The 24,936-nt window shown below is 70.8% G+C and carries 25 protein-coding genes; 8 read left to right on the forward strand and 17 right to left on the reverse strand.

The genetic code is table 11. The annotated features are described in order from the left end of the window. Nucleotides 1-350: 350 nt before the first annotated feature. The gene (locus tag DEA06_RS14820; RefSeq protein WP_240606976.1) at nucleotides 351-1,484 is read right to left on the reverse strand and encodes an acyl-CoA desaturase; all 1,134 of its coding nucleotides are present in this window, start codon (nucleotides 1,482-1,484) and stop codon (nucleotides 351-353) included. Nucleotides 1,485-1,727: 243 nt separating this feature from the next. On the opposite strand from DEA06_RS14820, the gene DEA06_RS14825 reads away from it, so the two are divergent. The 5 genes from DEA06_RS14825 to DEA06_RS14845 all read left to right on the forward strand — a co-directional run bounded on the left by DEA06_RS14825 (nucleotide 1,728) and on the right by DEA06_RS14845 (nucleotide 9,011). Continuing rightward, nucleotides 1,728-2,726 (forward strand): LacI family DNA-binding transcriptional regulator, encoded by a 999-nt coding sequence (locus tag DEA06_RS14825; protein ID WP_116648786.1) that lies wholly within the window; start codon nucleotides 1,728-1,730, stop codon nucleotides 2,724-2,726. Between the two features lie 100 nt (nucleotides 2,727-2,826). Then, a complete protein-coding gene (gene rhaI, locus DEA06_RS14830) occupies nucleotides 2,827-3,990 on the forward strand; it encodes an L-rhamnose isomerase (protein WP_116648787.1) in 1,164 nt (387 codons plus the stop codon). A 122-nt stretch (nucleotides 3,991-4,112) separates the two neighbouring features. Further along, complete coding sequence (locus DEA06_RS14835) at nucleotides 4,113-6,149, forward strand: bifunctional aldolase/short-chain dehydrogenase (protein WP_116648788.1); 2,037 nt, start codon at nucleotides 4,113-4,115, stop codon at nucleotides 6,147-6,149. A gap of 94 nt (nucleotides 6,150-6,243) precedes the next feature. Continuing rightward, on the forward strand, nucleotides 6,244-7,659 hold the full coding sequence (locus DEA06_RS14840; RefSeq protein WP_116648789.1) for a rhamnulokinase family protein: 1,416 nt from the start codon (nucleotides 6,244-6,246) through the stop codon (nucleotides 7,657-7,659). Between the two features lie 62 nt (nucleotides 7,660-7,721). After that, on the forward strand, nucleotides 7,722-9,011 hold the full coding sequence (locus DEA06_RS14845; protein ID WP_116648790.1) for an alpha-hydroxy acid oxidase: 1,290 nt from the start codon (nucleotides 7,722-7,724) through the stop codon (nucleotides 9,009-9,011). An 84-nt stretch (nucleotides 9,012-9,095) separates the two neighbouring features. On the opposite strand, the gene DEA06_RS14850 is transcribed toward DEA06_RS14845, so the two are convergent. The 3 genes from DEA06_RS14850 to DEA06_RS14860 all read right to left on the reverse strand — a co-directional run bounded on the left by DEA06_RS14850 (nucleotide 9,096) and on the right by DEA06_RS14860 (nucleotide 11,761). After that, nucleotides 9,096-10,253, reverse strand: coding sequence for a cystathionine gamma-synthase (locus tag DEA06_RS14850; RefSeq protein WP_116648791.1), 1,158 nt, complete (start codon nucleotides 10,251-10,253; stop codon nucleotides 9,096-9,098). Then, complete coding sequence (locus DEA06_RS14855; RefSeq protein ID WP_116648792.1) at nucleotides 10,250-11,260, reverse strand: pyridoxal-phosphate dependent enzyme; 1,011 nt, start codon at nucleotides 11,258-11,260, stop codon at nucleotides 10,250-10,252. The genes DEA06_RS14850 and DEA06_RS14855 overlap by 4 nt, the downstream gene beginning before the upstream one ends. Before the next feature lie 147 nt (nucleotides 11,261-11,407). After that, nucleotides 11,408-11,761 carry a hypothetical protein gene (locus tag DEA06_RS14860; protein WP_116648793.1) on the reverse strand — a complete coding sequence of 118 codons (354 nt, stop codon included), beginning with the start codon at nucleotides 11,759-11,761 and terminating at the stop codon, nucleotides 11,408-11,410. Between the two features lie 210 nt (nucleotides 11,762-11,971). On the opposite strand from DEA06_RS14860, the gene DEA06_RS14865 reads away from it, so the two are divergent. After that, nucleotides 11,972-12,418 (forward strand): helix-turn-helix domain-containing protein, encoded by a 447-nt coding sequence (locus tag DEA06_RS14865; protein WP_240606977.1) that lies wholly within the window; start codon nucleotides 11,972-11,974, stop codon nucleotides 12,416-12,418. Nucleotides 12,419-12,433: 15 nt separating this feature from the next. On the opposite strand, the gene DEA06_RS14870 is transcribed toward DEA06_RS14865, so the two are convergent. The 8 genes from DEA06_RS14870 to DEA06_RS14905 form a co-directional block, all read right to left on the reverse strand. Continuing rightward, the gene (locus DEA06_RS14870) at nucleotides 12,434-12,766 is read right to left on the reverse strand and encodes a hypothetical protein (protein ID WP_116648794.1); all 333 of its coding nucleotides are present in this window, start codon (nucleotides 12,764-12,766) and stop codon (nucleotides 12,434-12,436) included. 100 nt (nucleotides 12,767-12,866) lie between these two features. Further along, nucleotides 12,867-14,321: an NAD(P)/FAD-dependent oxidoreductase gene (locus tag DEA06_RS14875; protein WP_116648795.1), complete on the reverse strand. Its 1,455-nt coding sequence runs from the start codon at nucleotides 14,319-14,321 to the stop codon at nucleotides 12,867-12,869. Beyond that, nucleotides 14,318-14,803, reverse strand: a complete 486-nt coding sequence (locus DEA06_RS14880) for an SRPBCC family protein (protein ID WP_116648796.1) — start codon at nucleotides 14,801-14,803, stop codon at nucleotides 14,318-14,320. Before DEA06_RS14880 ends, DEA06_RS14875 begins: the two co-directional genes overlap by 4 nt. 43 nt (nucleotides 14,804-14,846) lie before the next feature. Continuing rightward, on the reverse strand, nucleotides 14,847-15,857 hold the full coding sequence (locus tag DEA06_RS14885; protein ID WP_116648797.1) for an SDR family oxidoreductase: 1,011 nt from the start codon (nucleotides 15,855-15,857) through the stop codon (nucleotides 14,847-14,849). Between the two features lie 72 nt (nucleotides 15,858-15,929). Beyond that, the gene (locus DEA06_RS14890; protein ID WP_116648798.1) at nucleotides 15,930-16,421 is read right to left on the reverse strand and encodes a metallophosphoesterase; all 492 of its coding nucleotides are present in this window, start codon (nucleotides 16,419-16,421) and stop codon (nucleotides 15,930-15,932) included. Between the two features lie 123 nt (nucleotides 16,422-16,544). Beyond that, nucleotides 16,545-17,213, reverse strand: coding sequence for an alpha/beta fold hydrolase (locus DEA06_RS14895; RefSeq protein WP_116648799.1), 669 nt, complete (start codon nucleotides 17,211-17,213; stop codon nucleotides 16,545-16,547). Continuing rightward, complete coding sequence (locus tag DEA06_RS14900) at nucleotides 17,210-17,995, reverse strand: alpha/beta hydrolase (protein ID WP_116648800.1); 786 nt, start codon at nucleotides 17,993-17,995, stop codon at nucleotides 17,210-17,212. The genes DEA06_RS14895 and DEA06_RS14900 overlap by 4 nt, the downstream gene beginning before the upstream one ends. A 35-nt stretch (nucleotides 17,996-18,030) precedes the next feature. After that, nucleotides 18,031-18,918 carry a carbohydrate kinase gene (locus tag DEA06_RS14905; RefSeq protein WP_116648801.1) on the reverse strand — a complete coding sequence of 296 codons (888 nt, stop codon included), beginning with the start codon at nucleotides 18,916-18,918 and terminating at the stop codon, nucleotides 18,031-18,033. Between the two features lie 104 nt (nucleotides 18,919-19,022). Between DEA06_RS14905 and DEA06_RS14910 the strand changes: the two genes are divergently transcribed. Then, nucleotides 19,023-19,994: an LLM class flavin-dependent oxidoreductase gene (locus tag DEA06_RS14910; protein ID WP_116648802.1), complete on the forward strand. Its 972-nt coding sequence runs from the start codon at nucleotides 19,023-19,025 to the stop codon at nucleotides 19,992-19,994. A 3-nt stretch (nucleotides 19,995-19,997) separates the two neighbouring features. On the opposite strand, the gene DEA06_RS14915 is transcribed toward DEA06_RS14910, so the two are convergent. From DEA06_RS14915 to DEA06_RS14930, 4 genes are all read right to left on the reverse strand, one after another. Next, the gene (locus tag DEA06_RS14915) at nucleotides 19,998-20,927 is read right to left on the reverse strand and encodes an SDR family oxidoreductase (protein WP_116648803.1); all 930 of its coding nucleotides are present in this window, start codon (nucleotides 20,925-20,927) and stop codon (nucleotides 19,998-20,000) included. A 119-nt stretch (nucleotides 20,928-21,046) separates the two neighbouring features. After that, on the reverse strand, nucleotides 21,047-21,886 hold the full coding sequence (locus DEA06_RS14920) for a helix-turn-helix transcriptional regulator (RefSeq protein WP_116648804.1): 840 nt from the start codon (nucleotides 21,884-21,886) through the stop codon (nucleotides 21,047-21,049). 84 nt (nucleotides 21,887-21,970) lie between these two features. Then, complete coding sequence (locus tag DEA06_RS14925; RefSeq protein ID WP_116648805.1) at nucleotides 21,971-23,152, reverse strand: acyl-CoA dehydrogenase family protein; 1,182 nt, start codon at nucleotides 23,150-23,152, stop codon at nucleotides 21,971-21,973. Then, entirely contained in the window at nucleotides 23,149-23,397 is a 249-nt protein-coding gene (locus tag DEA06_RS14930; RefSeq protein WP_116648806.1) for a hypothetical protein, read from the reverse strand. The genes DEA06_RS14925 and DEA06_RS14930 overlap by 4 nt, the downstream gene beginning before the upstream one ends. A gap of 104 nt (nucleotides 23,398-23,501) precedes the next feature. Between DEA06_RS14930 and DEA06_RS14935 the strand changes: the two genes are divergently transcribed. After that, nucleotides 23,502-23,963: a MarR family transcriptional regulator gene (locus tag DEA06_RS14935; protein ID WP_165818037.1), complete on the forward strand. Its 462-nt coding sequence runs from the start codon at nucleotides 23,502-23,504 to the stop codon at nucleotides 23,961-23,963. Here DEA06_RS14935 and DEA06_RS14940 read toward each other — a convergent pair. Beyond that, the gene (locus tag DEA06_RS14940) at nucleotides 23,960-24,265 is read right to left on the reverse strand and encodes a DUF3253 domain-containing protein (protein WP_116648808.1); all 306 of its coding nucleotides are present in this window, start codon (nucleotides 24,263-24,265) and stop codon (nucleotides 23,960-23,962) included. The genes DEA06_RS14935 and DEA06_RS14940 overlap by 4 nt on opposite strands. Nucleotides 24,266-24,936: the final 671 nt, after the last annotated feature.

Here is a 24,936-nt window from a genome sequence, read left to right on the forward strand (position 1 = left end):
CCCCCCCCCCCCCCCCCCCCCCCCCCCCCCCCCCCCCCCCCGCGCCCCCCCCCCCCCCCCCCCCCCCCCCCCCGCGGCGCCCGGCGCCCCCCCCCCGCCAGTCCCGATGCCAGCGGCACCGCACCCCACACCGCTCCGCGCCCTCCACCCCACACCGCCCCGCATGCCTGCGTCGGCCTGCGGCCGACGCCCGCCAGTCCCGATGCCAGCGGCACCGCACCCCACACCACTCCGCCCCCTCCACGCCGCACCGCCCCGCGCCCGCGCGCACGACGATGGCCCCGCCGACGCAAAGAAGAACGGATGCTGCGCAAGCGCGCAGCATCCGTTCTCGGGTTCTGTGTTGGAGCTCAGACCTTGCGGTAGGCGCCCATCTGGACGGCCGCGGGGCAGTCGAAGGGATCGCCGCCGGCGGCGAGGCCGACGCGGTTGAGGTACTCGATGACGATCGCGTACGACTTGATGAGGCTCGTCTCGGTGTAGGGCACGTCGAAGGTGCGGCAGTACTCGATGACGATCTCGCGAGCCTTGGCGAGATGGGGGCGAGCCATGCTCGGGAAGAGGTGGTGCTCGACCTGGTAGTTCAGGCCACCCATGAGCGCGGTGGCCCACCAGCCGCCGGCGACGTTGCGGGAGGTGCGCACCTGCTTGCTGAAGAAGTCGAGACGCGCGTTCGGGTCGATGATCGGCATGCCCTTGTGGTTCGGCGCGAAAGCGGCGCCCATGTAGATACCGAAGACCGCGAGCTGCACGCCCATGAAGGCGAACGCCATACCGAGGGGCAGGAACAGGAAGACCGGAACGATCACGACGGCCAGGCGCAGGAGGATGAGCGTGAGCTCCTCCCAGCGACGGGGAACCGGGCCGCGAGCGAGGTTGTGCTTGATGCCGAGGAAGTGCAGGTTGATGCCCTCGAGCGTCAGCAGCGGGAAGAACAGGTAGCCCTGTTTGCGGGTGATGAGCTTCACGATGCCCCGCGCCTTGGCCGCATCTTCTTCGATGAACGAGATCGTGTCGATCTCGATGTCGGGGTCCTTGCCGACGCGGTTGGGGTTGGCGTGGTGACGCGAGTGCTTCGAGTCCCACCAGGTGTAGCTCATCCCGACGATGCCGGGGCCGATGAAGCGCGCGAGGCGATCGTTGGCCTTGCCCGACGCGAAGATCTGCTTGTGCGCGGCCTCGTGGGAGATGAACGCCGCCTGAGTGAAGAGGATGCCGAGGGCCGCGGCGATGAGCAGCTGGAACCAGGAGTCGCCCAGGAGGATGAAACCGGTGATCGCGCCACCGAAACCGAGCACGATCGCCGTGCCCACGAGCGCGTAGAACAGCGGTGCGCGGCGGAGGAGACCCGTCTCCTTCACCACCTGCGAAACCTGGGTGTAGGCCTTCGCGACGGGAGGGAAGTCCTTGGTCGTGGCGTAGGTCTGGCGCACGGGGCCGAGTGTCGAGGTGGGGGAAGTCGTTGCGACGACGGGTGATGCCACGCGGGGCTCCTGTCGATCGGCAGCGACGCGGGGGCATCGCTGGAGCGTGAGGCTGACAGCAGGACGCCATCGCTGTAGCCGACACTACGCGCACGCCCATACCCGCCCGGGCATGTCTCCGCGTATGTCCAGCAGACGCACAGGCCCTCGAAATACGGGGGTCTCGCGGCATCCGGCCACCCGTCGTCGCCGCGGGCGTCGCCCACGATGTCTAGAGTCACATGAGACCGGAAGGAGCACCCGATGGCGGCGAGCATCAAAGACGTCGCGGCGCGCGCGGCCGTATCGGTGGGCACCGTCTCGAACGTGCTCAACCGCCGGGTCGGGGTGTCTGCGGAGGTGTCGCAGCGCGTGCACGATGCGATCGCCGAGCTCGGCTACGTGCGCAACGATGCCGCCCGCCAGCTGCGCGCCGGGAAGAGCCGGTCGATCGGCCTCGTGCTGCCCGACATCGGCAACCCGTTCTTCGCCGAGGTCGCCCGCGGCGCCGAGAGGCGCGCGGCCGAAGACGACATGGCGGTGCTGATCGTGACGAGCGACGGCGACGCCGGCCGCGAGACCCGCCTGCTCGAACTCCTCCTCGAGCAGAGGGTGCGCGGGGTGCTCATCAGCCCCGCATCCGACGACCTCGGGGCGATGCAGCGCCTGGCCGACGCGGGCACGGCGGTCGTGCTCGTCGATCGTCATGCGGCGGGCACGCCCCTCCCCTCCGTCGCCGTCGACGACGTGGCGGGCGGCCGGCTCGCGGTCGAGCATCTGCTCGCCATCGGCCGCCGGCGCATCGTGTTCCTCGGCGGGCCGCTCTCCGCGCGCCAGGTCGCCGACCGTCTCGAGGGTGCTCGCGAGGCGATCGCGGCCCGCGACGATGCCGTCCTCGAGGTGGTGGAGCAGGCGGGGATGACCGTGCAGCACGGCCGCGCGGCGGGCGAAGGGCTCCGCGCGCGTGCTGCCGACGGGCGGCCCGACGCGGTGTTCGCCGCCAACGACCTCCTCGCGGTCGGGATGCTGCAGGCCCTGTCGTCGTCGGGGCTGCGGGTTCCCGGCGACCTCGCCCTGATCGGTTACGACGACATCGACTTCGCCGCCGCCGCGGCCGTTCCCCTCAGCTCGGTACGCCAACCGGCCGCGGCCCTCGGATACACCGCGGTTGACGTGCTTCTCGCCGGTGACGCCGACGCCGATCGATCGCACGTGCGCTTCCAGCCCGAGCTGGTCGAACGCGCGTCGACGGCGACCGACTGACCTCGACCTGTTGCGTCGAGGTCGTCGCTCGTTGTAGCCTTCCGATGAAACGATTCATTCCTCCGCGGCTCGACCGCGATGCACGACCAAGGAAGCGACGATGCCCCTCACTCCCGAGACCCTCTCCACCCTCGAAGCGCAGAGCATCGAGCTGCCGTCCTGGGCGTTCGGCAACTCCGGCACCCGATTCAAGGTGTTCGCCACGGCGGGCACACCCCGCGACCCGTTCGAGAAGATCGCCGACGCCGCCCAGGTGAACCGCTTCACCGCGCTCGCACCGAGCGTCGCCCTCCACATCCCGTGGGACAAGGTCGACGACTACGCCGCCCTCCGCCGTCACGCCGAAGACCTCGGCGTGACCCTCGGCACGATCAACTCGAACACCTTCCAGGACGACGACTACAAGTTCGGCGCCCTCACCCACCACGACGACCGCATCCGCCGCAAGGCCATCGACCACCACCTCGAGTGCATCGACATCATGGATGCGACGGGGTCGCGCGATCTGAAGATCTGGCTCGCCGAGGGTTCCAACTACCCCGGGCAGGCCGACCTCCGCGCCCGTCAGGACCGCCTGCAGGAGTCACTGCAGGAGATCTACGCGCGCTTGACCGGCGAGCAGCGACTCGTGCTCGAATACAAGTTCTTCGAGCCGGCGTTCTACCACACCGACGTTCCCGACTGGGGAACCTCATACGTGCAGGTGGCCGCCCTCGGCGAGCGCGCGATGGTGTGCCTCGACACGGGGCACCACGCGCCCGGCACCAACATCGAGTTCATCGTCATGCAGCTGCAGCGTCTGGGAAAGCTCGGCTCGTTCGACTTCAACTCGCGCTTCTACGCCGACGACGACCTCATCGTGGGCGCGGCCGACCCGTTCCAGCTCTTCCGCATCCTGTTCGAGGTGAACCGCGGTGGCGGGCTGCAGAACCCCGATGTGGTCTTCATGCTCGACCAGTGCCACAACGTCGAGGAGAAGATCCCCGGCCAGATCCGTTCCGTGCTCAATGTGCAGGAGATGACCGCGCGCGCTCTTTCCGTCGACGGCGATGCGCTGGCCTCCGCCCAGGCCGCGAATGACGTTCTCGGCGCCAACGCCGTGCTGATGGACGCCTTCTACACCGACGTGCGCCCGGCCCTCGCCGAGTGGCGCGAGTCGCGCGGGCTCGCGGCCGACCCGATGGCCGCGTACGCAGCATCCGGATACCAGGAGAAGATCGCCGCGGACCGCGTCGGCGGCGTCCAGGCCGGCTGGGGCGCGTAGGCCCCGAGCTCTGAGAGTCCAAGACACCCGGAGTCGCGCGGAAGAGCGTCCGGGTGTTCTGGACTCTCAGACGCAACTCGCGACGACACGCACGACACGACACGATGAGGGACCACGACGACATGACCAACCCGACCGCTGCCGCGCTCATCGCGCGCTCCAACCGCCTGGGCGCCGACCCGAAGAACACCAACTACGCCGGGGGCAACACCTCGGCCAAGGGCACCGACACCGACCCCGTGACCGGCGAGCCCGTCGAGCTGATGTGGGTGAAGGGCTCGGGCGGCGATCTCGGCACCCTCACCGAGAAGGGTCTGGCCGTGCTGCGTCTGGACCGGATGCGCGCTCTCGTCGGGGTCTACCCCGGCGTCGATCGCGAGGACGAGATGGTCGCCGCGTTCGACTACATCCTGCACGGCAAGGGCGGCGCCGCGCCGTCGATCGACACCGCGATGCACGGACTGGTCGATGCCGCGCACGTCGACCACCTGCACCCCGATTCGGGCATCGCGATCGCCACGGCGGCCGATGGCGAGGAGCTCACGGCGAAGATCTTCGGCGACAAGGTCGTCTGGGTGCCGTGGCGGCGCCCGGGCTTCCAGCTCGGCCTCGATATCGCGGCGATCAAGGAGCAGAACCCGCAGGCGGTGGGCACGATCCTCGGCGGCCACGGCATCACCGCCTGGGGCGACACGTCGGAGGAGGCCGAGGCCAACTCGCTCTGGATCATCGACACCGCCGCCGCCTACATCGCCGAGCACGGGAAGGCCGACCCGTTCGGCCCCGTGCGCGACGGCTTCGACGCCCTCCCCGAGAACGAGCGTCGCGAACGCGCGGCGGCCCTCGCCGCCACGATCCGCGGCATCGCCTCGACCGACAAGCCCATGGTCGGCCACTTCACCGACGCCCCCGAGGTGCTCGACTTCCTCGCGTCGGAGAAGGCGCCGGCGCTGGCTGCCCTCGGCACGAGCTGCCCCGACCACTTCCTGCGCACGAAGGTAAAGCCCCTGCTGCTCGATCTGCCGGCCACCGCATCGCTGGAGGAGCAGATCGCCCGCCTCGGCGAGCTGCACGAGGCCTACCGCGCCGACTACCAGGCGTACTACGACGCGCACGCGTCGGCCGAGAGTCCCGCGATCCGCGGCGCCGACCCGCTCATCGTGCTCGTGCCGGGTGTCGGCATGTTCTCGTACGGCGCCAACAAGCAGACCGCTCGCGTCGCCGGCGAGTTCTACGTCAACGCGATCAACGTGATGCGCGGCGCGGAGGCGCTGTCGACCTACGCACCGATCTCCGACGCCGAGAAGTTCCGCATCGAGTACTGGGCGCTCGAAGAGGCGAAGCTCCAGCGCCTTCCGCAGCCGAAGACGCACCAGGGTCGCATCGCCTTCGTCACGGGCGCCGCATCCGGCATCGGCAAGGCCATCGCGACGCGACTCGCCGCCGAAGGGGCCTGCGTCGTCGTCGCCGACCTCGACCTCGACAAGGCGCGGGCCGCTGCCGCCGAGCTCGGCGGCACCGACGTCGCGATCGGGGTCGCGGCGAACGTGGCGGATGCTGCGGGGGTGCAGGCCGCGATCGATGCGACGCTGCTGGCCTTCGGCGGCATCGACCTCGTGGTCAACAACGCGGGCCTGTCGCTGTCGAAGCCGCTGCTCGAGACGACCGAGAAGGACTGGGACCTCCAGCACGACGTGATGGCCAAGGGGTCGTTCCTCGTCGCCAAGGCGGCGGCGAAGGCACTCATCGAGCAGAAGATGGGCGGCGACGTCATCTACATCTCGTCGAAGAACTCCGTCTTCGCCGGCCCGAACAACATCGCCTACTCGGCGACCAAGGCCGATCAGGCCCACCAGGTGCGACTGCTGGCCGTCGAGCTGGGCGAGCACGGCATCCGCGTCAACGGCATCAACCCCGACGGCGTCGTGCGCGGCTCGGGCATCTTCGCCTCGGGGTGGGGTGCGAACCGCGCCGCCACCTACGGGGTCGACGAGAAAGACCTCGGGCAGTTCTACGCCAACCGCACGATCCTCAAGCGCGAGGTCGTTCCCGAGAACGTCGCCGACGCGGTCTTCGTGCTCACGGGGCCCGAGCTCAGCCGCACGACGGGCCTGCACATCCCGGTCGACTCGGGCGTCGCCGCCGCGTTCCTGCGATGAGCGCGCGAGCACACGGGTTCGCGTCGAGCGCACGGCTCCGGTACGCGCCTAGGTCGCGCGCTCGGGCGCAGGTCGTGCGCTCGGGAGACCCGCGATGACGGGCGGCCTCGTCGCGGCGGTCGACCTCGGCGCGACGAGCGGCCGCGTCATGGTCGGGCACGTCGGCCCGGGCGTTCTGGCGCTCGAATCCGTCGCGCGCTTCCCGAACGGACCCGTCTCCACACCCGGCGGGTGGCGGTGGGGCTTCTCGACGCTCCTGGAGAACGTCGAGGACGGCCTCGCGGCCGCGGTGCGCGCCCACCCCGACGTCGCGAGCGTCGGCATCGACGCGTGGGCGGTCGACTACGGGCTCGTACGGTCGGGATCGCTTGTCGCCGAGCCCTTCCACTACCGCGACGAGCGCACCGCGCGCGGGGTCGCGTCGGTGCACCGCAGCGTGCCGTTCGCCGAGCTCTACCGCCGCAACGGCCTGCAGCACCTGCCGTTCAACACGCTGTATCAGTACGTGGTCGAGGAGCGCCTCCACGAGGCCGACGCCAGCCTGCTCATCCCCGACCTCGTCGCGTACCTGCTCACCGGTGTCGCCATCGCCGAACGCACGAACGCGTCGACCACCGGTCTGCTCGACGTGCGCAGCGGCGAGTGGGACCGCGGGCTCGCCGCCCGGCTGGGCATCCCCGCCACGGCGATGCCGCGGCTCGTCGACGCCGGCGACACCATCGGCACGTTGCGCACCGCGGTCGCCGACCGCGTGGGCGCCTCGGTTCCCGTGGTGGCCGTCGGATCACACGACACGGCGTCGGCGGTGGTCGCCGCACCCCTGTCGTCGCCGAACGCGGCCTACATCTCCTGCGGCACCTGGGGCCTGGTCGGCGTCGAGCTCGACGGCCCCGTCGTCTCCGACGCTGCCCGCGAGGCGAACTTCACGAACGAAGGCGGGGTCGACGGCCGCATCCGCTTCCTGCACAACGTCACCGGCCTGTGGTTGCTGAGCGAGACCATCCGCGCGTGGGAGATCGACGACGCCGCAGCCGTCGACCTCCCCGCCCTCCTCGACGCCGCCTCCCGGGTCGATCCGCCTCGGGCGCTCTTCGCCGCGAACGACCCGTCGCTCGCGGCTCCGGGAGACATGCCCGCGCGCATCTCAGCCCTGCTGCGCGACGCCGGCGACGCGGTACCCGACACGCGTCCGGCGTTCGCCCGGCTGATCGTCGAGAGCATCGCGGCAGCGTTCGCCGAGGCGGTGCGCACCGCGGGGGATCTCACCGACCGCCGCATCGACGTGATCCACATCGTGGGAGGCGGCGCGCTCAACTCCGTGCTCTGCCAGGCCACCGCCGACCGCTCAGGCGTCCCGGTGCTCGCGGGCCCCGTCGAGGCCACGGCCCTGGGCAACGTGCTCGTGCAGGCCCGCTCGCACGGGTGGTTCGGAGCGGATGCTTCGCTGGAGACCCTGCGCGCGACGGTGGCGGCATCGTTCACCCCTCGCCGATTCGATCCGAGAAACTGACCCCTCCCGCTCTCTCTGCACGTAGAGTGTGGTCAGACCACACGCAACCGAAGGACACTCCCATGGTCACGCGTCAACTCCCCCAGGTCGGCGAGCTCCTCGAACTGATGCAGTTCAAAAAGCCCGACCTGAACCTGAAGCGTCGCCGCCTCGAGTCGGCGCTGACGATCGACGACCTGCGCCTCATCGCGAAGCGCCGCACGCCGAAGGCCGCTTTCGACTACACCGACGGCGCCGCGGAGGGCGAGCTGTCGCTCGAACGCGCGCGGCAGGCGTTCCGCGACATCGAGTTCCACCCCGACGTGCTGCGCCCCGCCGCGAACGTCGACACCTCCACGACGATCCTCGGAGGCCCCAGCGCCCTGCCCTTCGGCATCGCGCCGACCGGGTTCACCCGCCTCATGCAGACCGAGGGCGAGAGCGCGGGAGCGGGCGCCGCGGCCGCCGCCGGCATCCCGTTCACGCTCTCCACGCTCGGCACGACCTCCATCGAGGACGTCAAGGCGGCCACCCTTCGAGAGCCTCACGGACCGGTTCCCGGCCGCAACTGGTTCCAGCTCTACGTCATGCGCGACCGCGACATCTCCTATGGGCTCGTCGAGCGCGCAGCGAAGGCCGGCTTCGACACGCTGCAGTTCACCGTCGACACACCGATCGCCGGCGCACGTCTGCGCGACAAGCGCAACGGCTTCTCCATCCCGCCGCAGCTCACCGTGGGCACGATCGTGAACGCGATCCCCCGCCCCTGGTGGTGGATCGACTTCCTCACCACGCCGAAGCTCGAGTTCGCATCGCTCTCGACCACCGGCGGCACCGTCGGCGAGCTGCTGAACGCGGCGATGGATCCGACGATCAGCTACGACGACCTCGACGTGATCCGCTCGATGTGGCCCGGGAAGCTCGTCGTGAAGGGCGTACAGAACGTCGAGGACTCGAAGCGGCTCATCGACGCCGGGGTCGACGGCATCATCCTGTCCAACCACGGCGGACGCCAGCTCGACCGCGCGCCCATTCCGTTCCATCTCCTCCCGCACGTCGTGCGCGAGGTCGGCGCGGACGCCACGGTCATGGTCGACACCGGAATCATGAACGGCGCCGACATCGTCGCCTCCGTCGCCCTCGGCGCGAAGTTCACGCTGATCGGCCGCGCCTACCTCTACGGCCTCATGGCCGGCGGACGCGCGGGCGTCGACCGCACCATCGCGATCCTGCGCACCGAGATCGAGCGTACGATGGCGCTCCTCGGCGTCTCGAGCCTCGACGAGCTCGAGCCGCGCCACGTGACGCAGCTCGCACGACTCGTGCCGGTGTCGTCGTCGACCGCGCAGGCCGCCGCGGCGCTCGACGCCTGAGCCGACTGCACACCGAAACGCCCCGATCCACTCTCCCCCGCCGCAGCGGGGTGTGGATCGGGGCTTTCTCGTGTGGATGCGGCGTCAGAGACCCGCGAGCGCCTGCTCGAGGTCGGCGAGCAGATCCTCCACCGACTCGATGCCGACGGACAGACGGATGACCTCTTCGGGAACGGCGAGCTCGGTGCCGCGCACCGACGCGTGCGTCATCTCGTCGGGGTAGTTCAGCAGGCTCTCGACGCCGCCGAGCGACTCGGCGAGGGTGAAGACCCGCGTCGACTCCGCGAAGCGGCGGGCGGCCGCCGCATCCGCCAGAGCGAGTGAGACGATGCCGCCGAACGCCGACATCTGGCGCGCCGCGATCTCGTGGCCCGGGTGCGAGGCGAGACCCGGGTAGTACACCCGGGCGACGGCGCCGTGCCCGGCGAGGAAGTCGGCCACGGCCTGACCGTTCTCGCTGTGCCGCTGCATGCGGATGCCGAGCGTCTTGATGCCGCGCGTCGTCAGCCACGCGTCGAGGGGACCGGATACCGCCCCGGCCGCGAACTGCAGGAACTTCGCCTTCTCGGCGAGCTCGTCGTCGTTGAGCACGAGCGCCCCGCCGACGACGTCAGAGTGACCGCCGAGGTACTTCGTCGTGGAGTGCACCACGACGTCGGCGCCGAGCGCGAGCGGCTGCTGCAGCGCGGGAGAGGCGAACGTGTTGTCGACGACGACCAGTGCTCCGGCGGCGTGCGAGACACGAGCGAGCTCGGCGATGTCGGTGATCCGCAGCAGAGGGTTGCTCGGGGTCTCCACCCACACGATCTTCGGCGCACGCTCGCCGATGGCCGCGGCGACAGCATCCGCGTCGCTCATGTCGACGACGCGCAGCTTCACTCCCCACGGACCGAGGATGCGGGCGATGAGGCGGTAGGTGCCGCCGTAGACGTCGTTGCCGAGCAGTACCTCGTCGCCCGGCTGCAGCACCGCCCGAAGCAGAGCGTCTTCGGCGGCGAGACCCGAGGCGAACGAGAGCGCGTGGCGCCCGCCCTCGATCGCCGCCAGCTGCGTCTGCAGCGAGGTGCGCGTCGGGTTGCCGCTGCGGCCGTACTCGTAGCCCTGACGCAGGCCCCCGACGCCGTCCTGCGCGTACGTCGTGGAGAAGTGCACCGGCGGGATGACCGCGCCGGTCGCCGGGTCGAACTCCTGGCCGGCGTGCACGGCCAGGCTGTCGAATCCGCGGATGTTGTCGGTGGTCATGAGCGGTTCTCCGATTCGGGTGCGGATGCTGCGGGGGCGGACGATGGCGCGTCGATCGCGTACCCGCGCGCCGTCATCCAGTCGTCGTCGAAGACTTTGCTGAGGTAACCGCGACCGTGGTCGGGCAGGAGAACGACCACGACGGCATCCTCGGGCAGGTCGCGCGCGGCACGGAGGGCGCCGACGACGGCCATGCCGCTGGAACCGCCCACGAGCAGCCCCTCTTCGCGTGCCAGCCGTCGCGTCATCGCGAACGACTCGGCGTCGGAGATCCGGTGCAGCTCGTCCACGACGCCCGGGTCGTAGGCGGGCGGCCAGAAGTCCTCGCCGACACCTTCGACATCGTAGCCGTGCACCGGACCACCGGTGTAGATGGAGCCGACAGGATCGACGCCGACGATGCGCACGCTTCCGCCGGATGCTTCACGCAGGAACCGGCCGGTGCCGGTGATGGTGCCGCCCGTGCCGACACCGGCGACGAAATGCGTCACCCGCCCGTCGGTGTCGCGCCAGATCTCCGGCCCGGTCGACTCGTAGTGGCTGCGGGGCCCGTTCGGGTTGGCGTACTGGTTGGGCTTGAACGCCCCGGGGATCTCGGAGACCAGGCGGTCGGAGACGTTGTAGTACGACTGCGGGTCTTCCGGCGCGACGTTGGTCGGGGTCACCACGACCTCGGCGCCGTAGGCCCGCATCACCGCACGCTTGTCTTCGGCGACTTTGTCGGGCACGACGAAGACGCAGCGGTATCCCCGCTGCTGCGCGACGAGGGCGAGCCCCACGCCGGTGTTGCCGCTCGTCGGCTCGACGATGGTGCCGCCCGGGCGCAGGAGCCCGTCGCGCTCGGCGGCGTCGATGATATTGGCGGCGATGCGGTCTTTCGACGAGCCACCGGGGTTGAAGTACTCGACCTTTGCGAGCACCGTGGCACGGATGCCTTCGGTGACCCGGTTGAGCTTTACGAGGGGGGTATTGCCGACGAGGTCGGTGACGGTGCGGGCGTATCGCACGAAGTGCTCCTGGGGTGAGCCGCGCGGAAGGCGCGGAAATCTGTCGGGGTCGGTGAGAGCAGAGAGCTCAGCGACAACAGCGACAGTTCAGCACACACCCACAGTACACACCCCGCACCCCGCGCGGCAGCACGGATTCGGAGGCGATCAGACCTTCGTGGAGCGGCGGGTGCGCGACGCGGGGGTCTCGATGACCTCATCCGCGAACGCGTCGAAATCGACGACCAGGCCCGCCGTCGAACTGGCGTCGTTCGCCAGGCTCTTGAGGTGCTCGGGATCGAGCAGTTCCGGTTCGGACGAGGAGAAGACGAAACGCAGGGGGATCGACGGCTGGATCCAGATCGTCGAACGGCCGCGGGGGGTGCCGGCGTCGTGCCGCCACGAGAGCGTGAAACTCTCTCCTCGACGCAGCTTGGTCGCCACGACGACCTTGACATGGGCGAGAGCACGGTCGGGCATCTCGATCGGCTGGTCCGTGCTGCCGTAGAACAGTTTGCCCATCGATGCTCCTTCGTTCAGCGCGCGAGTCTGCGCGGTCGAGGGGTCCCTGCGTCGTGTGCGACCACCGAGGTTGTCACCGTTACGGGGTGGGACTCTGGGAAAGAACGATACCGTTATCTCAGTAAATTAGCTAATCTCTTTACATCTTCGGGACACTACCTATGCTGATAGCGTGGGCGCGGTCGCCCCGAACCGACAGGAGGAGGACGCGTGAGCAAGTCACTGACACCGTCTCCCCTCCGTCGCGCTCTGCAGAAGTACGTCGACGCTCGTCACGCCGCGATGATCGAGGCACGACGCGAGCTCAAGATCGGCGAACTCGACGCCCGAGCGCTGCTGTTCATCGCCGACAACCCGGGCGCGCGTCCGACGCAGCTGCGGCAGTACCTCGGCATCACCTCCGCCGGCGTGACCACGCTCATCGATCGGCTCGTCGAGCGCGAGGCCGTGAGGCGAGACGTCGACCCCGACGACCGCCGCGTGAACCGCATCACCGTCACCGTCGATCTCGGCGAGCTGCCGTGGTCGGCCCTGCAGCGGTTCGACAACGACTTCGACCGGGCCGTCGCCGCCGGTGACCGCGAGCACACCGCGCACTTCGCGCGAACGCTCGACGACTTCACCGCCGCCGTCGCTTCGATGGCCCGCGCGTCCTGACGCCCGGCCGCTCGCTCAGTCCGAGACGCTCTGCGACTTCCCCTGGAGGAACGCGCACAGCACGGAGGCGATCGAGAGTTCCGACGCGAGGCCGTGCAGACCCGCCGCGTCGAGAATCACGGCGTTCTCGCGCGGCTCGAGGGTGACGACCCAGCGATGCGAACCGTGCGACTCGGGCTGGATGTAGGTCACGGTCGACGCGTTGCGCAGGCTCACCGCGACCAGCCCGGTGTTCGAGCCGTCTTCGCCGTCCTGCGGAAGCACCCTCAACGTACCCGTCACCGGGTAGCCGAGGTCGTGGAACTCGTCGAGCCACTCCTGCAGCGTGTCCTGGCTTCGGAACGGCATCGCAGACCCTCATCTCCCCCGGCCGAGACCGCCGTTATGGGTCCATTATGGGGGTCGCGGGACGACGTGGGAACCACGATTCCCGGCCGTCGAGACGATCTCAGAACGGCGCCAGCGACGGCTCCGCGCGCGTGCCGAAATCGTGGCGGAGCGCGCTCAGGGCGGCGCGCCATCCGACCAGGCCGGTGACGCCCGGGCCGGGGCTGACGGACGCCGAGCAGAGGTAGACCCCGGGCACCGGCGTGTGCCACGGATCCGCGCTCAGCACGGGCCGTCGCACGAGTTGGTCGAAGGTCGGGGCACCGGCCGAGATGTCGCCGCCGGGGTAGTTCGGGTTGTAGCTCGCGACGTCGACCGCCGACCGCGAACTCGTCGCGAGGATGGTGTCGCGGAAGCCCGGCGCGAATCGCTCGATCTGCCCGATCACGGCCTCAGCGCGGTCGGCGTCGCTGCCCGCGGGCACGTGCGTGTAGGTCCAGAGCGTGTGAGCGCCCTCGGGGGCGCGTCCCGCGTCGAACAGGGACGGCTGCGCAGCCAGCACGTAGGGCCGCTCGTGCAGTCTGCCGCGGGAGACGTCGTTCTCCGCCTCGGCGACCTCCGCGCGCGTGCCGCCGACGTGCACCGTTCCGGCCCGTCGCACGTCCGGATGGGTCCAGGGCACCGGCTCGGAGAGGGCGAAATCGACCTTCGCCACGCCGCCGCCGTAGCGGAAGCGTTCCATCTTCGCGCGGTAGGACCGCGGCATCCGATCACCGGCGAGCCGCACGAACGCGTCGGGGGTGACATCCAGCAGCACCACCCGCGACGACGGGAGCTCATCGAGCGACGTCACCTCGTGATCGGTCACGATCTCGCCCCCGTGGGCGACGAGGTCGGCGACCATCGCGTCGACGATGGCCTGGCTGCCGCCGCGCGGGATCGGCCACCCGCGCGCGTGCCCGTAGGCGGCGAGCGCGAGGCCCGCGCCGGCCGCCGCGAGGCTGGGCTGGTGGAGGATCGTGTGCGCGGCCACGCCCGTGATCATCGCGGGGGCGGTCTCTTCGCGGAACGGGGCGTTCCACCACGGGCCGCCCTGGGCGATCGCGCGCAGTCCGAAGTTCACGACGGTGACCGGATGCCGCGGCACGCGCAGCAGCGTCGACCCCGTGAACTCCGCCACACGGGACGCATGCTCGGCCAGAGGACGCATGAGGAGGTCGTATGCAGCGCCGTCACGACCGAGGCTCTCGACCGTGCGGGCGAGGTCCAGGTACGCCAGACCCGCGCGCCCGTCGTCGAGGGGGTGCGCGTACGAGACCTCGGGCACGACGAAGTCGACGCGCGCACCGAGCTGGAACTCGCGGAAGAACCGCGACTCGAAGGCCATCGGGTGCACCGCCGAGCAGACGTCGTGCAGGAAGCCGGGGAGCGTCAGCTCGGTCGTCGATGCTCCGCCGCCGACCAACGACGCGCGCTCGTACACGCGCACGTGCAGCCCCGCTCGAGCCAGCGTCACGGCCCCCGCGAGGCCGTTGGGACCCGATCCGACGACGATCGCGTCGAACGCGTCGGTCACTCGCCGTCCTCGGCGATCTCGCGCTCCGCGGTCGACGACCGAGCATGGAGCGCCCGCCCCTCGGCGAGATAGGCGAGACGGTGCAGCGTCTCGGCGTTTCGCACGTACAGCCCGACGTCCATGAGCGCGTCGGGCACCAGCCTGCCGGGCCCGGCGACGGCTTCCTCTTGAATACGCACGACGCACCCGTCTCGGCGGGGTTTGACATCGATCGTGACCAGGGCCTCCCCCACCGGCCACCCCCGCGCACGAAGCACCGCGCGACGCGGCGGATCCCAGTGGAGCGAGACCGTCGTGTCGTCGATCAGGACGGGCCAGACTCCGAACGAGTGGTGAAGGTGAGACCCCACCTCGGGCCAGGCGTCGTCGACCTCGCGCATGCGCGACGCGCCCACCACCCAGGAGGGGAACAGCCAGCCGTTCGCGATCACGGCGAACACGTCATCGGGCGTGCAGTGGAGCACGCGTACGTTCGAAGACATCCGATTTCCTCCCGTTTCGGCTGACGGAGTGGCGATCCGGTGATCAGCGCCGTCGAAGTGCGAGCGCTCCCCCGATGGCCGCGACGGCGGATCCGGCGACGCCGGCCCCCGCGAGCAGACGCCGGTGGTGGATCGCCCACGTCTGAATACTGCCCGACTTGGCCTTGTCGTCGAAGATGCCGCGCGCGCCGTGGTCTCCCGCGACCGGCTCGTACAGGTTCGCCGGAAGCTGCGGATCGGTGTGGTCGGGCGAGAGCTGACCGCTCCACGCCGTCTTCGCGAGGTACCAGTCCATGAAACGACCCGCGAAGCGGGTTCCGAGGACGAGGCCCACCGTGGGAAGCCCCACCCAGGTGCGCCGGCGCGGGGTGTCCGCGACATCGGCGACCGCGCGCGCACCCACCTCGGGCTGGAAGATCGGTGGCACGGGCTGCGGGTGTTCGGCGAAGTCGGACTTCACCCAGTTGAACTGCACCGTGTTGAGCGCCGGCATGTCGACGATCGAGATCGCCACCGGGATGCCGTCGTGCGACAGCTCGGCGATGACCGCGTCGGTGAAACCGTGGATCGCATGCTTCGCCCCGCAGTACGCCGCCTGCAGCGGGATCCCCCGGTGGGCCAGAGCAGACCCGATCTGGATGACGTGGCCGCGACCGCGCGGAACCATTCGGCGCAGCGCCGAGCGCGTCCCGTTGACCACTCCGAGGTAGGTGACGTCGGTGGCGCGCTCGAAGTCCTCCTCCGAGGTATCGAGGAACGGCGAGATCGTGCCGGTCATCGCGTTGTTGATCCAGAGGTCGATGCCGCCGAACTCGTCCTCGACGCGGGCTGCTGCAGCATCCACCGCCCTGGCATCGGCGACGTCGACCGAGATGCCGAGCCCCCGGCGCCCGGCGGCCTCGATCTCGGCCACGGTCGCCGCGAGGCCGTCTTCGCCGCGAGCCAGAACGACCACGTCCCACCCTCGGCCTGCCAGCTCACGGACGGTGGCCCGGCCGAGTCCTGCGGATCCACCAGTGATGACGGCGGTACCTCGTGCGTTCGTGTCGCTCATTCTGCCGAGGCTACGCAGCCCGGATGCCGCGACCCCCCGTCTTGCCACGGTGCCCGCGGGCGGCTAGGGGCCTCAGAGGGTGACGAGCCGCACGTCTGCGAGGGCCCCGTCATCGACGACGAGGGTCATGTACGTGTGGTGCGGTTGCCGACGTCGGTCGGTGGGCGAGCCGGGGTTGAGAAGGCGCAGCCCCTCGCCCGAGGTGTCCCAGGGGATGTGGCTGTGACCGAAGACGAGCACGTCCGTGTCGGGGAAGGCGACGGGCATCCTGCGCTCCCGCGTCTTGGCGTCGCCCGTCTCGTGGATCACGGCGAACCGCACCCCCTCGATCTCGCGCCGGGCGATCTCGGGGAGGCGCGCGCGGAGGTCGGCACCGTCGTTGTTGCCCCACACGCCGAGCACCTCTCCGTGCCGCCGCAGTTCGTCGAGCACGCCCTCGCTCACCCAGTCGCCGGCGTGGACGATGAGGTCGGCCTCGTCGGCGGCCCTCACCACCGCTTCGGGCAGCACCCGTGCCCGGCCCGGGATGTGCGTGTCGGAGATGAGCAGCATCCGTGTCGCCATGCCTCGACGCTACCCCCACCCGGTTCGGGGCGCGTTTCTGCGGTCGGGGCGCGAAATCCCGCGCCCCGAGGGGAGGAACCCGCCCCGAATCCGACGGATCGGACGGATGCTGCGCCGCAGCCGTCAGTCGGCGAGCACGGCGAGCTCGGCCAGCACCCGGGGGTGGGCGAGGATGCGGAAGTGGCCGCCCGTCTCGAGCCGCACGTTCTTCGCCCCGGCCAGCTCGCTGCCCTCGGGGATGTGCGGATCGAACCGCCCGTAGACCGACACGATCTTCGCGTTCACGGCGGTCTCCCGTGTGAGCGCGAGGATCGTCGCGTCACGCGGGGAGAAGATCCGCAGCGTCGGCGCGAGCACCATGAGCCGGGCATAGCTCGAACCGCCGAACGGCGTCGCGACCGCCAGCATCCCCCGCACCCGGCCGGCGGCGGGGCCGAACGCCATCGCCTGCTTGCCGACCAGACCACCCTTGCTGTGCGCCATGAGCACCACGTCCGAGAGGTCGTGCTGCTCGAGGTACTCGGTCACGCGCTCGGCCATCTCGACCACCGGACGCTCGTTGCGCCGCAGCAGATCGACCACGTGCACCGGGTGCCCGCGCCCGTGCAGCTCCTCGATCAACGGCTGCATGAATTTCCACGTCTCGTAGATTCCCGGCAGCACGACGATCGGCGTTCGGTCACCCGTGAGGAACGTCGCCGGGTCGGTGCGGTTGAAGAACGCGCGCACCTGCCAGACGACGGCGTAGGCGTAATCCCGCGTCCACCAGATCGGAACCCGCAGCGGGTTCACCCTCGGCCCTCGACATGCTCCGCGACGAAGACGTCGATGGCGGATGCGACCGACCGCGGCGCGGTCTGCTGCACCACGTGATTGTGCCGCGGCACGATCGCGAGTGACCCGTCGACCGCGGCGTCGCGCAGACGTCGGCACCAGTCGAGTCCGGCGACCGGATCGCTCCCGCCGCGCAGCACGAGGATCGGCATGGTCAACGCCGCCACGCGCTCCTCGATCGGATACGACAGCATGTGCCGCACCTGCGTGAGGTACCACCGTGGCCCGCACCGCACGTAGTCGCTGAACACCTGGTAGTTGACCGCCGGCGGCTCCCCGAACGACTCGATCGTCAGGGCGAGCGCCTGCGCGGGAAGCGAGCGGTGCTTCTCATCGGCGACCGGCCCCATCGCGACGACGCCCCGGACGAGATCGGGGCGTTGCGCGGCGAGCTCGACCGCCCACTGCGCTCCCATGGAGTGCCCGACGAGCACCACCGGCCCGCTGTCGATCCCGTCGAGCACCGTGCCGAGCACCTCCGCCATCGCCGGGATGCCGAGGTCCCGCCCCGGCTGGGGCAGCCCCCCGAACCCGGGCAGATCGATCGAGTGCACGTCGGCCTCTTCGGCCAGCCGCGTGTGCAGCCTCGTCAGGTATCGGTGCGACATGCCGATCCCGTGGATCAGCACGAACGGGGTGCCCGGATCGGCGGCGGACGACTCCGTGGTGAGGACGCGGAACACGGCGCCGTCGAGATCGACCCTGCGCTCGATCGTGGGGAAGGCGGGCGGTCGCGTCATCGGGTAAACGTACCCCGCCGGGGCCGAGCGTCCGCTCAGAGTTCGCGGGCCCAGGGGAGGTCGGCACCGGCGCGTGAGACGGTCAGCGCGGCGGCGCGGATCGCGTCGCCGCCGATCCGCTCGAGGGCGTCCCGGTCGAGGTCGGCGCTCCCGGATGCGGCGACCGACGCGACGAGCGACGCCATGAACGTGTCGCCGGCGCCGATCGTGTCGACCACCGCGACCTTCTCGGCCGGGATCGTGAGCCGTTCGGTGCTCGTCGCGATGATCGCGCCCTCGCCGCCGAGCGTCACGGCGACCAGTCGCGGGCCGAGCGCGAGGATCGCGTCGACCACGGCGTCGGGAGCTGCTCCGGGGTAGAGCCACGCTGCATCCTCGTCGCTGAGCTTCACCACCGTCGAGAGACGGGAGGTGGCCTCGAACGCGGCGAACGCCGCGGCGTGCTCGCCGACGAGGGCCGGCCGGATGTTCGGGTCGAACGTGACCTCGCTCGCCGACGTGTCGCCGAGCGCCTCCCGCACCGACGTGGCGCCGGGCTCGAGGAACGCCGCGACCGATCCGGTGTGCAGCACGCGCGGGCGCAGATCGGCGGGCATGGCGAACGGGTCCCAGGCGAGATCGAAGACGTACGACGCCTGGCCGTCGGAGGCGATCCGCGCACGCGCCGTCGACGTCGCATCCGCGGCGAACGACTCCCGCGGCACGACCACGCCCGACTCCTCGAGATGGGCGGCGATCCGCGCTCCCCGGTCGTCTCTCCCGAGCTGGGTGACGAGTGCGACGCCGACCCCGCGGCGGCCGAGACCGAGCGCGACGTTCGCGGGGCTCCCGCCGACGTGCTCCGTCGTGCCGTCGCGAGACTCGACGATGTCGATGAGCGCTTCGCCGATGACGACGACGTCGAGGATGGGGGCGGTGCTCATGGATTCTCCTGTGACGGTCAGGTGCCGCGTCCCTCGAATCTACGCGGCGAGAGGCGGCGGCGTTGCCATAATGAGGTGCCCCGTTCCACGAAAGGCCGACAACGATGAGTCCCGACCATGTGGGAGTGATACTGCCCCGCGATCTGCCCGCCGGCGAGGTCGTCTCCTTCGCCCGCAGGGCCGAAGAACTCGGATTCGACGAGCTGTGGGTCGTCGAAGACCTGGGCTTCCGCGGCGGTATCGCGCAGGCCTCGGCCGTACTCGCCTCGACGCGTCGCATCACGGTCGGCGTGGGCATCCTCCCCGCCGGTGCACGAAACGTCGCCTTCACCGCGATGGAGATCGCCACGCTCGGCGAGCTCTTCCCCGGCCGCGTGATCGTGGGCGTCGGCCACGGCATGCCGCAGTGGATGCGCTCGCTCGGTGTGTGGCCGAAGAGCCCGCTCACGCTGCTGAGCGAATACACGGCCGCGCTGACCGCTCTCCTCCGCGGCGAGTCGACCCCCGAGGCCGGTCGCTACGTCGACGTGGCGGGCCTGCGTCTCGACCTCGTGCCGTCGACGCCCCCGCCCATCGTCTGGGGCGTGCGGGGTCCTCGTTCTCTCGCTGCCGCCGGGCGGGTCGCCCAGGGCGTCGTGCTCGCCGAGCCGTCGGCGCCCGCGTACATCAGCGCGTCGATCGAGACCTCGGCGTTCGACACCCGACGGACGGATGCTGCGGCGCCGCTGGTCGTCGCGTACGACATCGCCGCTGTCGCCGCGACCGATGCTGCGGCCCGCGAACTCGTGCGGCCGGCTCTGGGCATCGTCGGCGAACCCGACTGGTACCCGCACATCGCGCCCCTGCCCTTCGCCGACGATGTCGCGGCGCTGCGCGAACGGACCGGCAGCCCCGACGCGTTCGCCGCGGCGCTCCCCGACGAGTGGATCGACGCGCTCGCCCTGGCGGGCACGGCCGACCGGGTGCGCGCCGCGATCGCCGAGCGGCACGCGGCCGGCGCGACGAGCGTCGTGCTCACCCCGATCGGTGCCGACCGCTCTGCCGCGCTCGAAGACCTCGCCGGCGCCCTCGGTTGACGCTCAGACCGCGAACCGGGCCCCGGTGAGGCGCTCGGACGCCTCCCAGAGCCGTCGCGCGTCGGCCATGCTGCGCATCGGTGCCCAGAACTCCTTCCGAGCGGGCCTGCCCCCGATCACACGGATCGGACCGTAGAACTCGTCGCCCAGGGCCGCCGGGTCGGTGGCCGCCATGAGGGCGGGAAGCGCTGCGGTCTCGGGCGTGCCGGCGATGCCGAGACGCGAGAGCAGACCGACCACCCGTCGCCCGCCGGTGTCCTTCTCGCGCCCTATCCCCGGCTGGGCCGCGAGAAGGTTCGTCGGCGAGATGCCCGGGTGCGCCAGGTTGCTCGTGATCGCCCACTGCCCCTCGCGGCTGCGCGCATCGAGCTCGCGGGCGAACAGGGCCACCGCGAGCTTCGATTGGTTGTACGCGGCCATCCCGTCGTAACGCTCGCGCCCGTCCAGGTCGTTCCAGCCGATCGCCCCGCTGCGGGCGGCGATGCTCGTCTGGTGCGTGATGCGCGCTCTCCCCTCGCGCAGCAGCGGCATCAGACCCAGCGTGAGCGCGAAGTGCCCGAGATGGTTCGTGCCGAACTGCAGTTCGTGTCCGTCGCTCGTCTCCTGCCGCTGGGGCGGCTGCATGACGCCGGCGTTGTTGACGAGCAGGTGGATGGGACGCCCCTCGGCGCGGAGCTCGTCGACGAGGGCACCGACCGAGTCGAGCGAGGACAGGTCGAGCACGCGCGTCGAGACCGATGCCTCGGGGACCGCCGAGCGGATCCCCTCGGCGGCTCGCTCCCCCTTCGCCGGCGAGCGCACCGGCAGGACCACCTCGGCGCCCGCGCGGGCCAGGCGGGTGGCGATCACGCGCCCGATCCCGTCGCTGGCGCCGGTCACGACGGCGATTCTTCCGGTCAGGTCGGGAACGGTGATGTCGATGGGGTGTGCCATGAGAACTCCTCGGTGGTGCGACCCGGGGCCGCGGAAACGGTGTACCCCGATGCTCGCCCCGTGGTGCTGCGACATTCAGGGCCTGACGATCCACGGATGCGGCGACCACCCCACGGGCGTCACGACAGCGACGACGCCCCGACGACGGCGAGAAGCTCGAGCTTGTCGTAGCTCTCGCTGCCCGGTACTGCCGTGTAGACGAGCAGCCGGTGCGACTGGTCGGGGTCGAGGAGCGTCTGGCACGACAGTTCGAGCTCCCCCACCACGGGATGGCGGAAGCGCTTCACGTCGGGCGGGCGCATGCCGACCTCGTGGGCGTCCCACAGACGCGCGAACTCGTCGCTCTCGCCTCGCAGCTGTGCCGCGAGGCGGGCGGCCCGCGAATCCTCCCCCCGCATCGTCGCGATCTCTCGCAGCCCCGCCGTGTAGAGGCGGGAGAGGTGCGCGCGATCCTCGGCCGGGTAGGCCTCCTGCGACGCCGGCTCCGTGAACCATCGGTAGCCGAGACTGCGCGCGAGCCCGACGCGCTGGGTCGCATCCCCCAGGAGGGCGACCCCGAGCGGGGTCTGGCGCAGAGTCTCGCCCAGTTCGGTGACGATCTCGGCGGGGGTGTCGTGGAGACGATCGAGGATGCGCAGGAGCCCCGGGCCGACGAAGTCGCTGTCCGCGCCGCGGGCCGGCGCGTTGTGGCCGGCGAGGCGGAACACGTGGTCGCGCTCATCGAGCGACAGGTGGAGCCCCTGCGCGATCGACGCGATCATCTGCTCCGACGGGTGCGGGCCGGTGCCCCGTTCGAGCCGCGCGTAATAGTCGGTGGACATGTGGCAGAGCGCCGCGACCTCCTCGCGACGCAGCCCCGCGGTCCTGCGGCGTTGCCCGCGCCCGAGCCCCACGTCTTCGGGCTGCAGCGATTCGCGTCGACGCCGCAGGAACGTCGCCAACCCCGAACGATCGATCATGCGCCCCTCCTCCGGCGGGATCGGCCCGCCCTGTCGTTCCTACACGCGTGACCACCCGGCCGCCAGGACTCGCCGGTCCACCCCTCAGCGCGTGAACGCGCTCAGCCCCGTCACCGCCCGCCCCACGATGAGGGTGTTGATCTCGCGGGTGCCCTCGTAGGTGTAGACGGCCTCCGCGTCGGTGAAGAATCGCGCGACGTCGTTGTCGATGACGATCCCGTTGCCGCCGACGACCTCGCGAGCCCACGCCACGGTCTCGCGCAGCCGGTCGGAGAGCCACACCTTGGCCAGGGCGGAGTCCTCGTCGCGCGAGACCCCCGCCTGTCGCCGCTCGGCGAGGCGAACGGCCATGCCGAGCGACGCCGTGACGTTCCCCAGCATCCGCACGAGCTTGTCCTGCACGAGCTGGAACCCCGCGATCGGGCGCCCGAACTGCTCGCGCGACAGCGTGTAGCGCAGCGCCGCTTCATACGCCCCCGCCTGGGCGCCCGCGGCGATCCAGGCGATATCGGGGCGGAGCGTGCGGAAGAGCGCCGACACGTCGGCGAACGACGACACACGCTGGAGCCGGTGCGACTCCGGCACGCGGACACCCTCGAGGGAGATGTCGGAGTTGGTGATCAGCCGCAGCGCGGCCTTGCGCTCGATGGTGGTCAGGGTCATTCCGGGGTCGTCGGTGCGGGCGAGGAAGACCTTGACCTGACCGTCGGCGACGTCACGGGCGAAGACCCCGACGAACTCCGAGAAGGCGGCGTTGCCGATCCACCGCTTGGCTCCGTCGAGGATCCACTCCTCGCCCTCGCGCCGCGCCGTCGTTGCGAGTCCGCCCGCCACGTCGGAGCCGTGGTCGGGCTCGGTGAGCGCGAAGCATCCGGTCATCTCGAACGACACGATCGCGTCGTCCCACGCGGCCACCTGCTCGTCGCTGCCGCCCTGGCGCACGAGCTCGCGGAACATGGCCGTCTGCCCGTGGAACAGCATGCCCGTGCTGATGTCGGTGCGCGAGAACTCGAACGCCCGGAAGCCGTTGTACAGCTCTCGCGTGCGCCCGTCGGAGCCGAGCAAGGCGGGGTCGTCGACGAGCCGCAGGTCGCGCAGCGGTTCGCGCAGGCGCACCGGCGAGGCAGCGCGCTCCCAGAAGTCGGGGAGGATCGGCGCGAGCTGCGTCTCGAGCAGCTCGCGCAGCGACCTCAGCTTGGCGGTCTCGGCATCGGTGAGCAGGTCGGCGAATCCGTAGAGGTCGGAGACGGGGTACAGAGCGGTCACGCTTCCTCCTGAAGAAGTCGGGCTCGGAGCGTGACCGGGTCGGCCTTCCCGCTTCCGGTGCGCTCGAGACCCGCCACGACGAGAAGCCGCGGGGGCTTCTTGCAGCCTGCCCGGTCAGCCCCGGCGCGAGAGATCACCCCTGACGGCGGGTCCTCCCGCCACGACGACGGCCCGAAGGTCTGCCCGACGAGGGTGGGGAGGTCATCCAGCGGCACGCCCAGGCGCGCAGCATCCGGTGAGATCATCTCCCTCTCCTTCGAACGCGATTGATCTCAGGCTACCTGCAACTTTTGCGGGTGACATGATGAATTCCGCGGGCGCACCCCGCGGAAGGGACGCCCGCGAGAACATGCCCGGCGACAGAGGCCTCATCTACCTGCTCAAGCGGGCCGAGATGGCCGTGAGACGTCCGTTCATCGACGCGGTGGCCTCGCACGGGCTGAACTATGCCCAGTACACCGCCCTGACGGTGCTCACGCGCCTGCCGGGTCTCACGTCTTCCGACCTGGCGCGCCGGTCGTTCGTGAGGCCGCAGTCGATGGCCGAGACCCTGACCCCTCTCATCGACGCGGGCCTGGCCCGGCGGGATCGCAACCCCGACCACGGCCGGCAGATCCTCCTGTCGATCACCCCGGCCGGTATCGAGAAGATCGACGCGATGGCCGAGTCCGTCCGCACGATCGAGGACGCCATGCTCGGCGACTTCGACGACGACGAGGTCGCCCTCTTCGCGAGCTTCCTGCGTCGGGCGCGCCGGAACCTCGCCGAGTCGGAGATCGAGAACCCGAACGCCCCGCCGGAGCGCTCCTAGGCGTCGGGCTCCCGCCCCGTGGCGGCGGGTCGCCGACGGATGCGGATCGGTCCGCGCGCGGTCGCCGGGTCGACGACCTCCCCGCGCTGGGTGATGTCGACGACGCCTGCAGCTTCCAGCCGCGCGGCGGCGGCGCGCGCAGCATCCATCTGCTCGCGCCATTGCTCACCGCCCACGACCCGCGCGGCCTCGGAGGGGCAGATCGTCGAGGTCGCGGCGCGGTGCGCGAGCAGGCCGAGGATCGCGGCCTCGAGATCACGGTCGGGTGCTGCGCTCTGCGCGGACGACGGCTCCTCGGGCATGCCTGATCCTCCCTCCCGCAGCCCCGCCGCCGGTGGGGCTTGCGCCGCACCCACGACCCTGATCCCCGCACCGGCGACCAGACCCGGGTGGCCGCGCGGCGCCCGAACTCGGCACGGCTGCCCGTCGACCGAACTTCGGACCGCTGCCCTACGCCCGAACTGAGCACGACTGCCCTACGCCCGAACTAAGCGCGGCCCCCCTAAGCCCGAACTCAGGATGAAACAGGCGCCGCAGCCGCAAACCCCGGTGTGTTGCCGGTCGGACAGCCATCCATCCTGAGTACGGGCAGCAGCGGGCGCGGAGACCGCAGCGGAAGCGAGGCAGGCGCGGGATGCGGGGCGGCCGGAGCGGCGCGGTGCAGCCGGCGGGGTTCCCGTTGCGCTCGCCCCGCCCCGAACCCCGGCGGCCAGGCCCGTGATGGCCGGCCCGTCGACCGAACTCAGGATGAAACACGTGCCGCAGCCCCGACCCCCGGCGTGTCGCCGGTCGGACGGCCAACCATCCTGAGTACGGGCAGCAACGGACGGCGCGAAGGGCGGCGGGACCGAGGGTAGGTACGGACGGGACGGCGTAGCCAGGCGCGGAATCGCCAGCGGGCGCGCTGTCCCGCGCGTTCGGCGGGCGAAGCGCGCGAAAGCGCGCGGGGGACAGTTCATCTTTTATCAAACCT

The organism is Microbacterium sp. Gd 4-13, assembly GCF_003095395.1.
GTDB lineage: Bacteria > Actinomycetota > Actinomycetes > Actinomycetales > Microbacteriaceae > Microbacterium.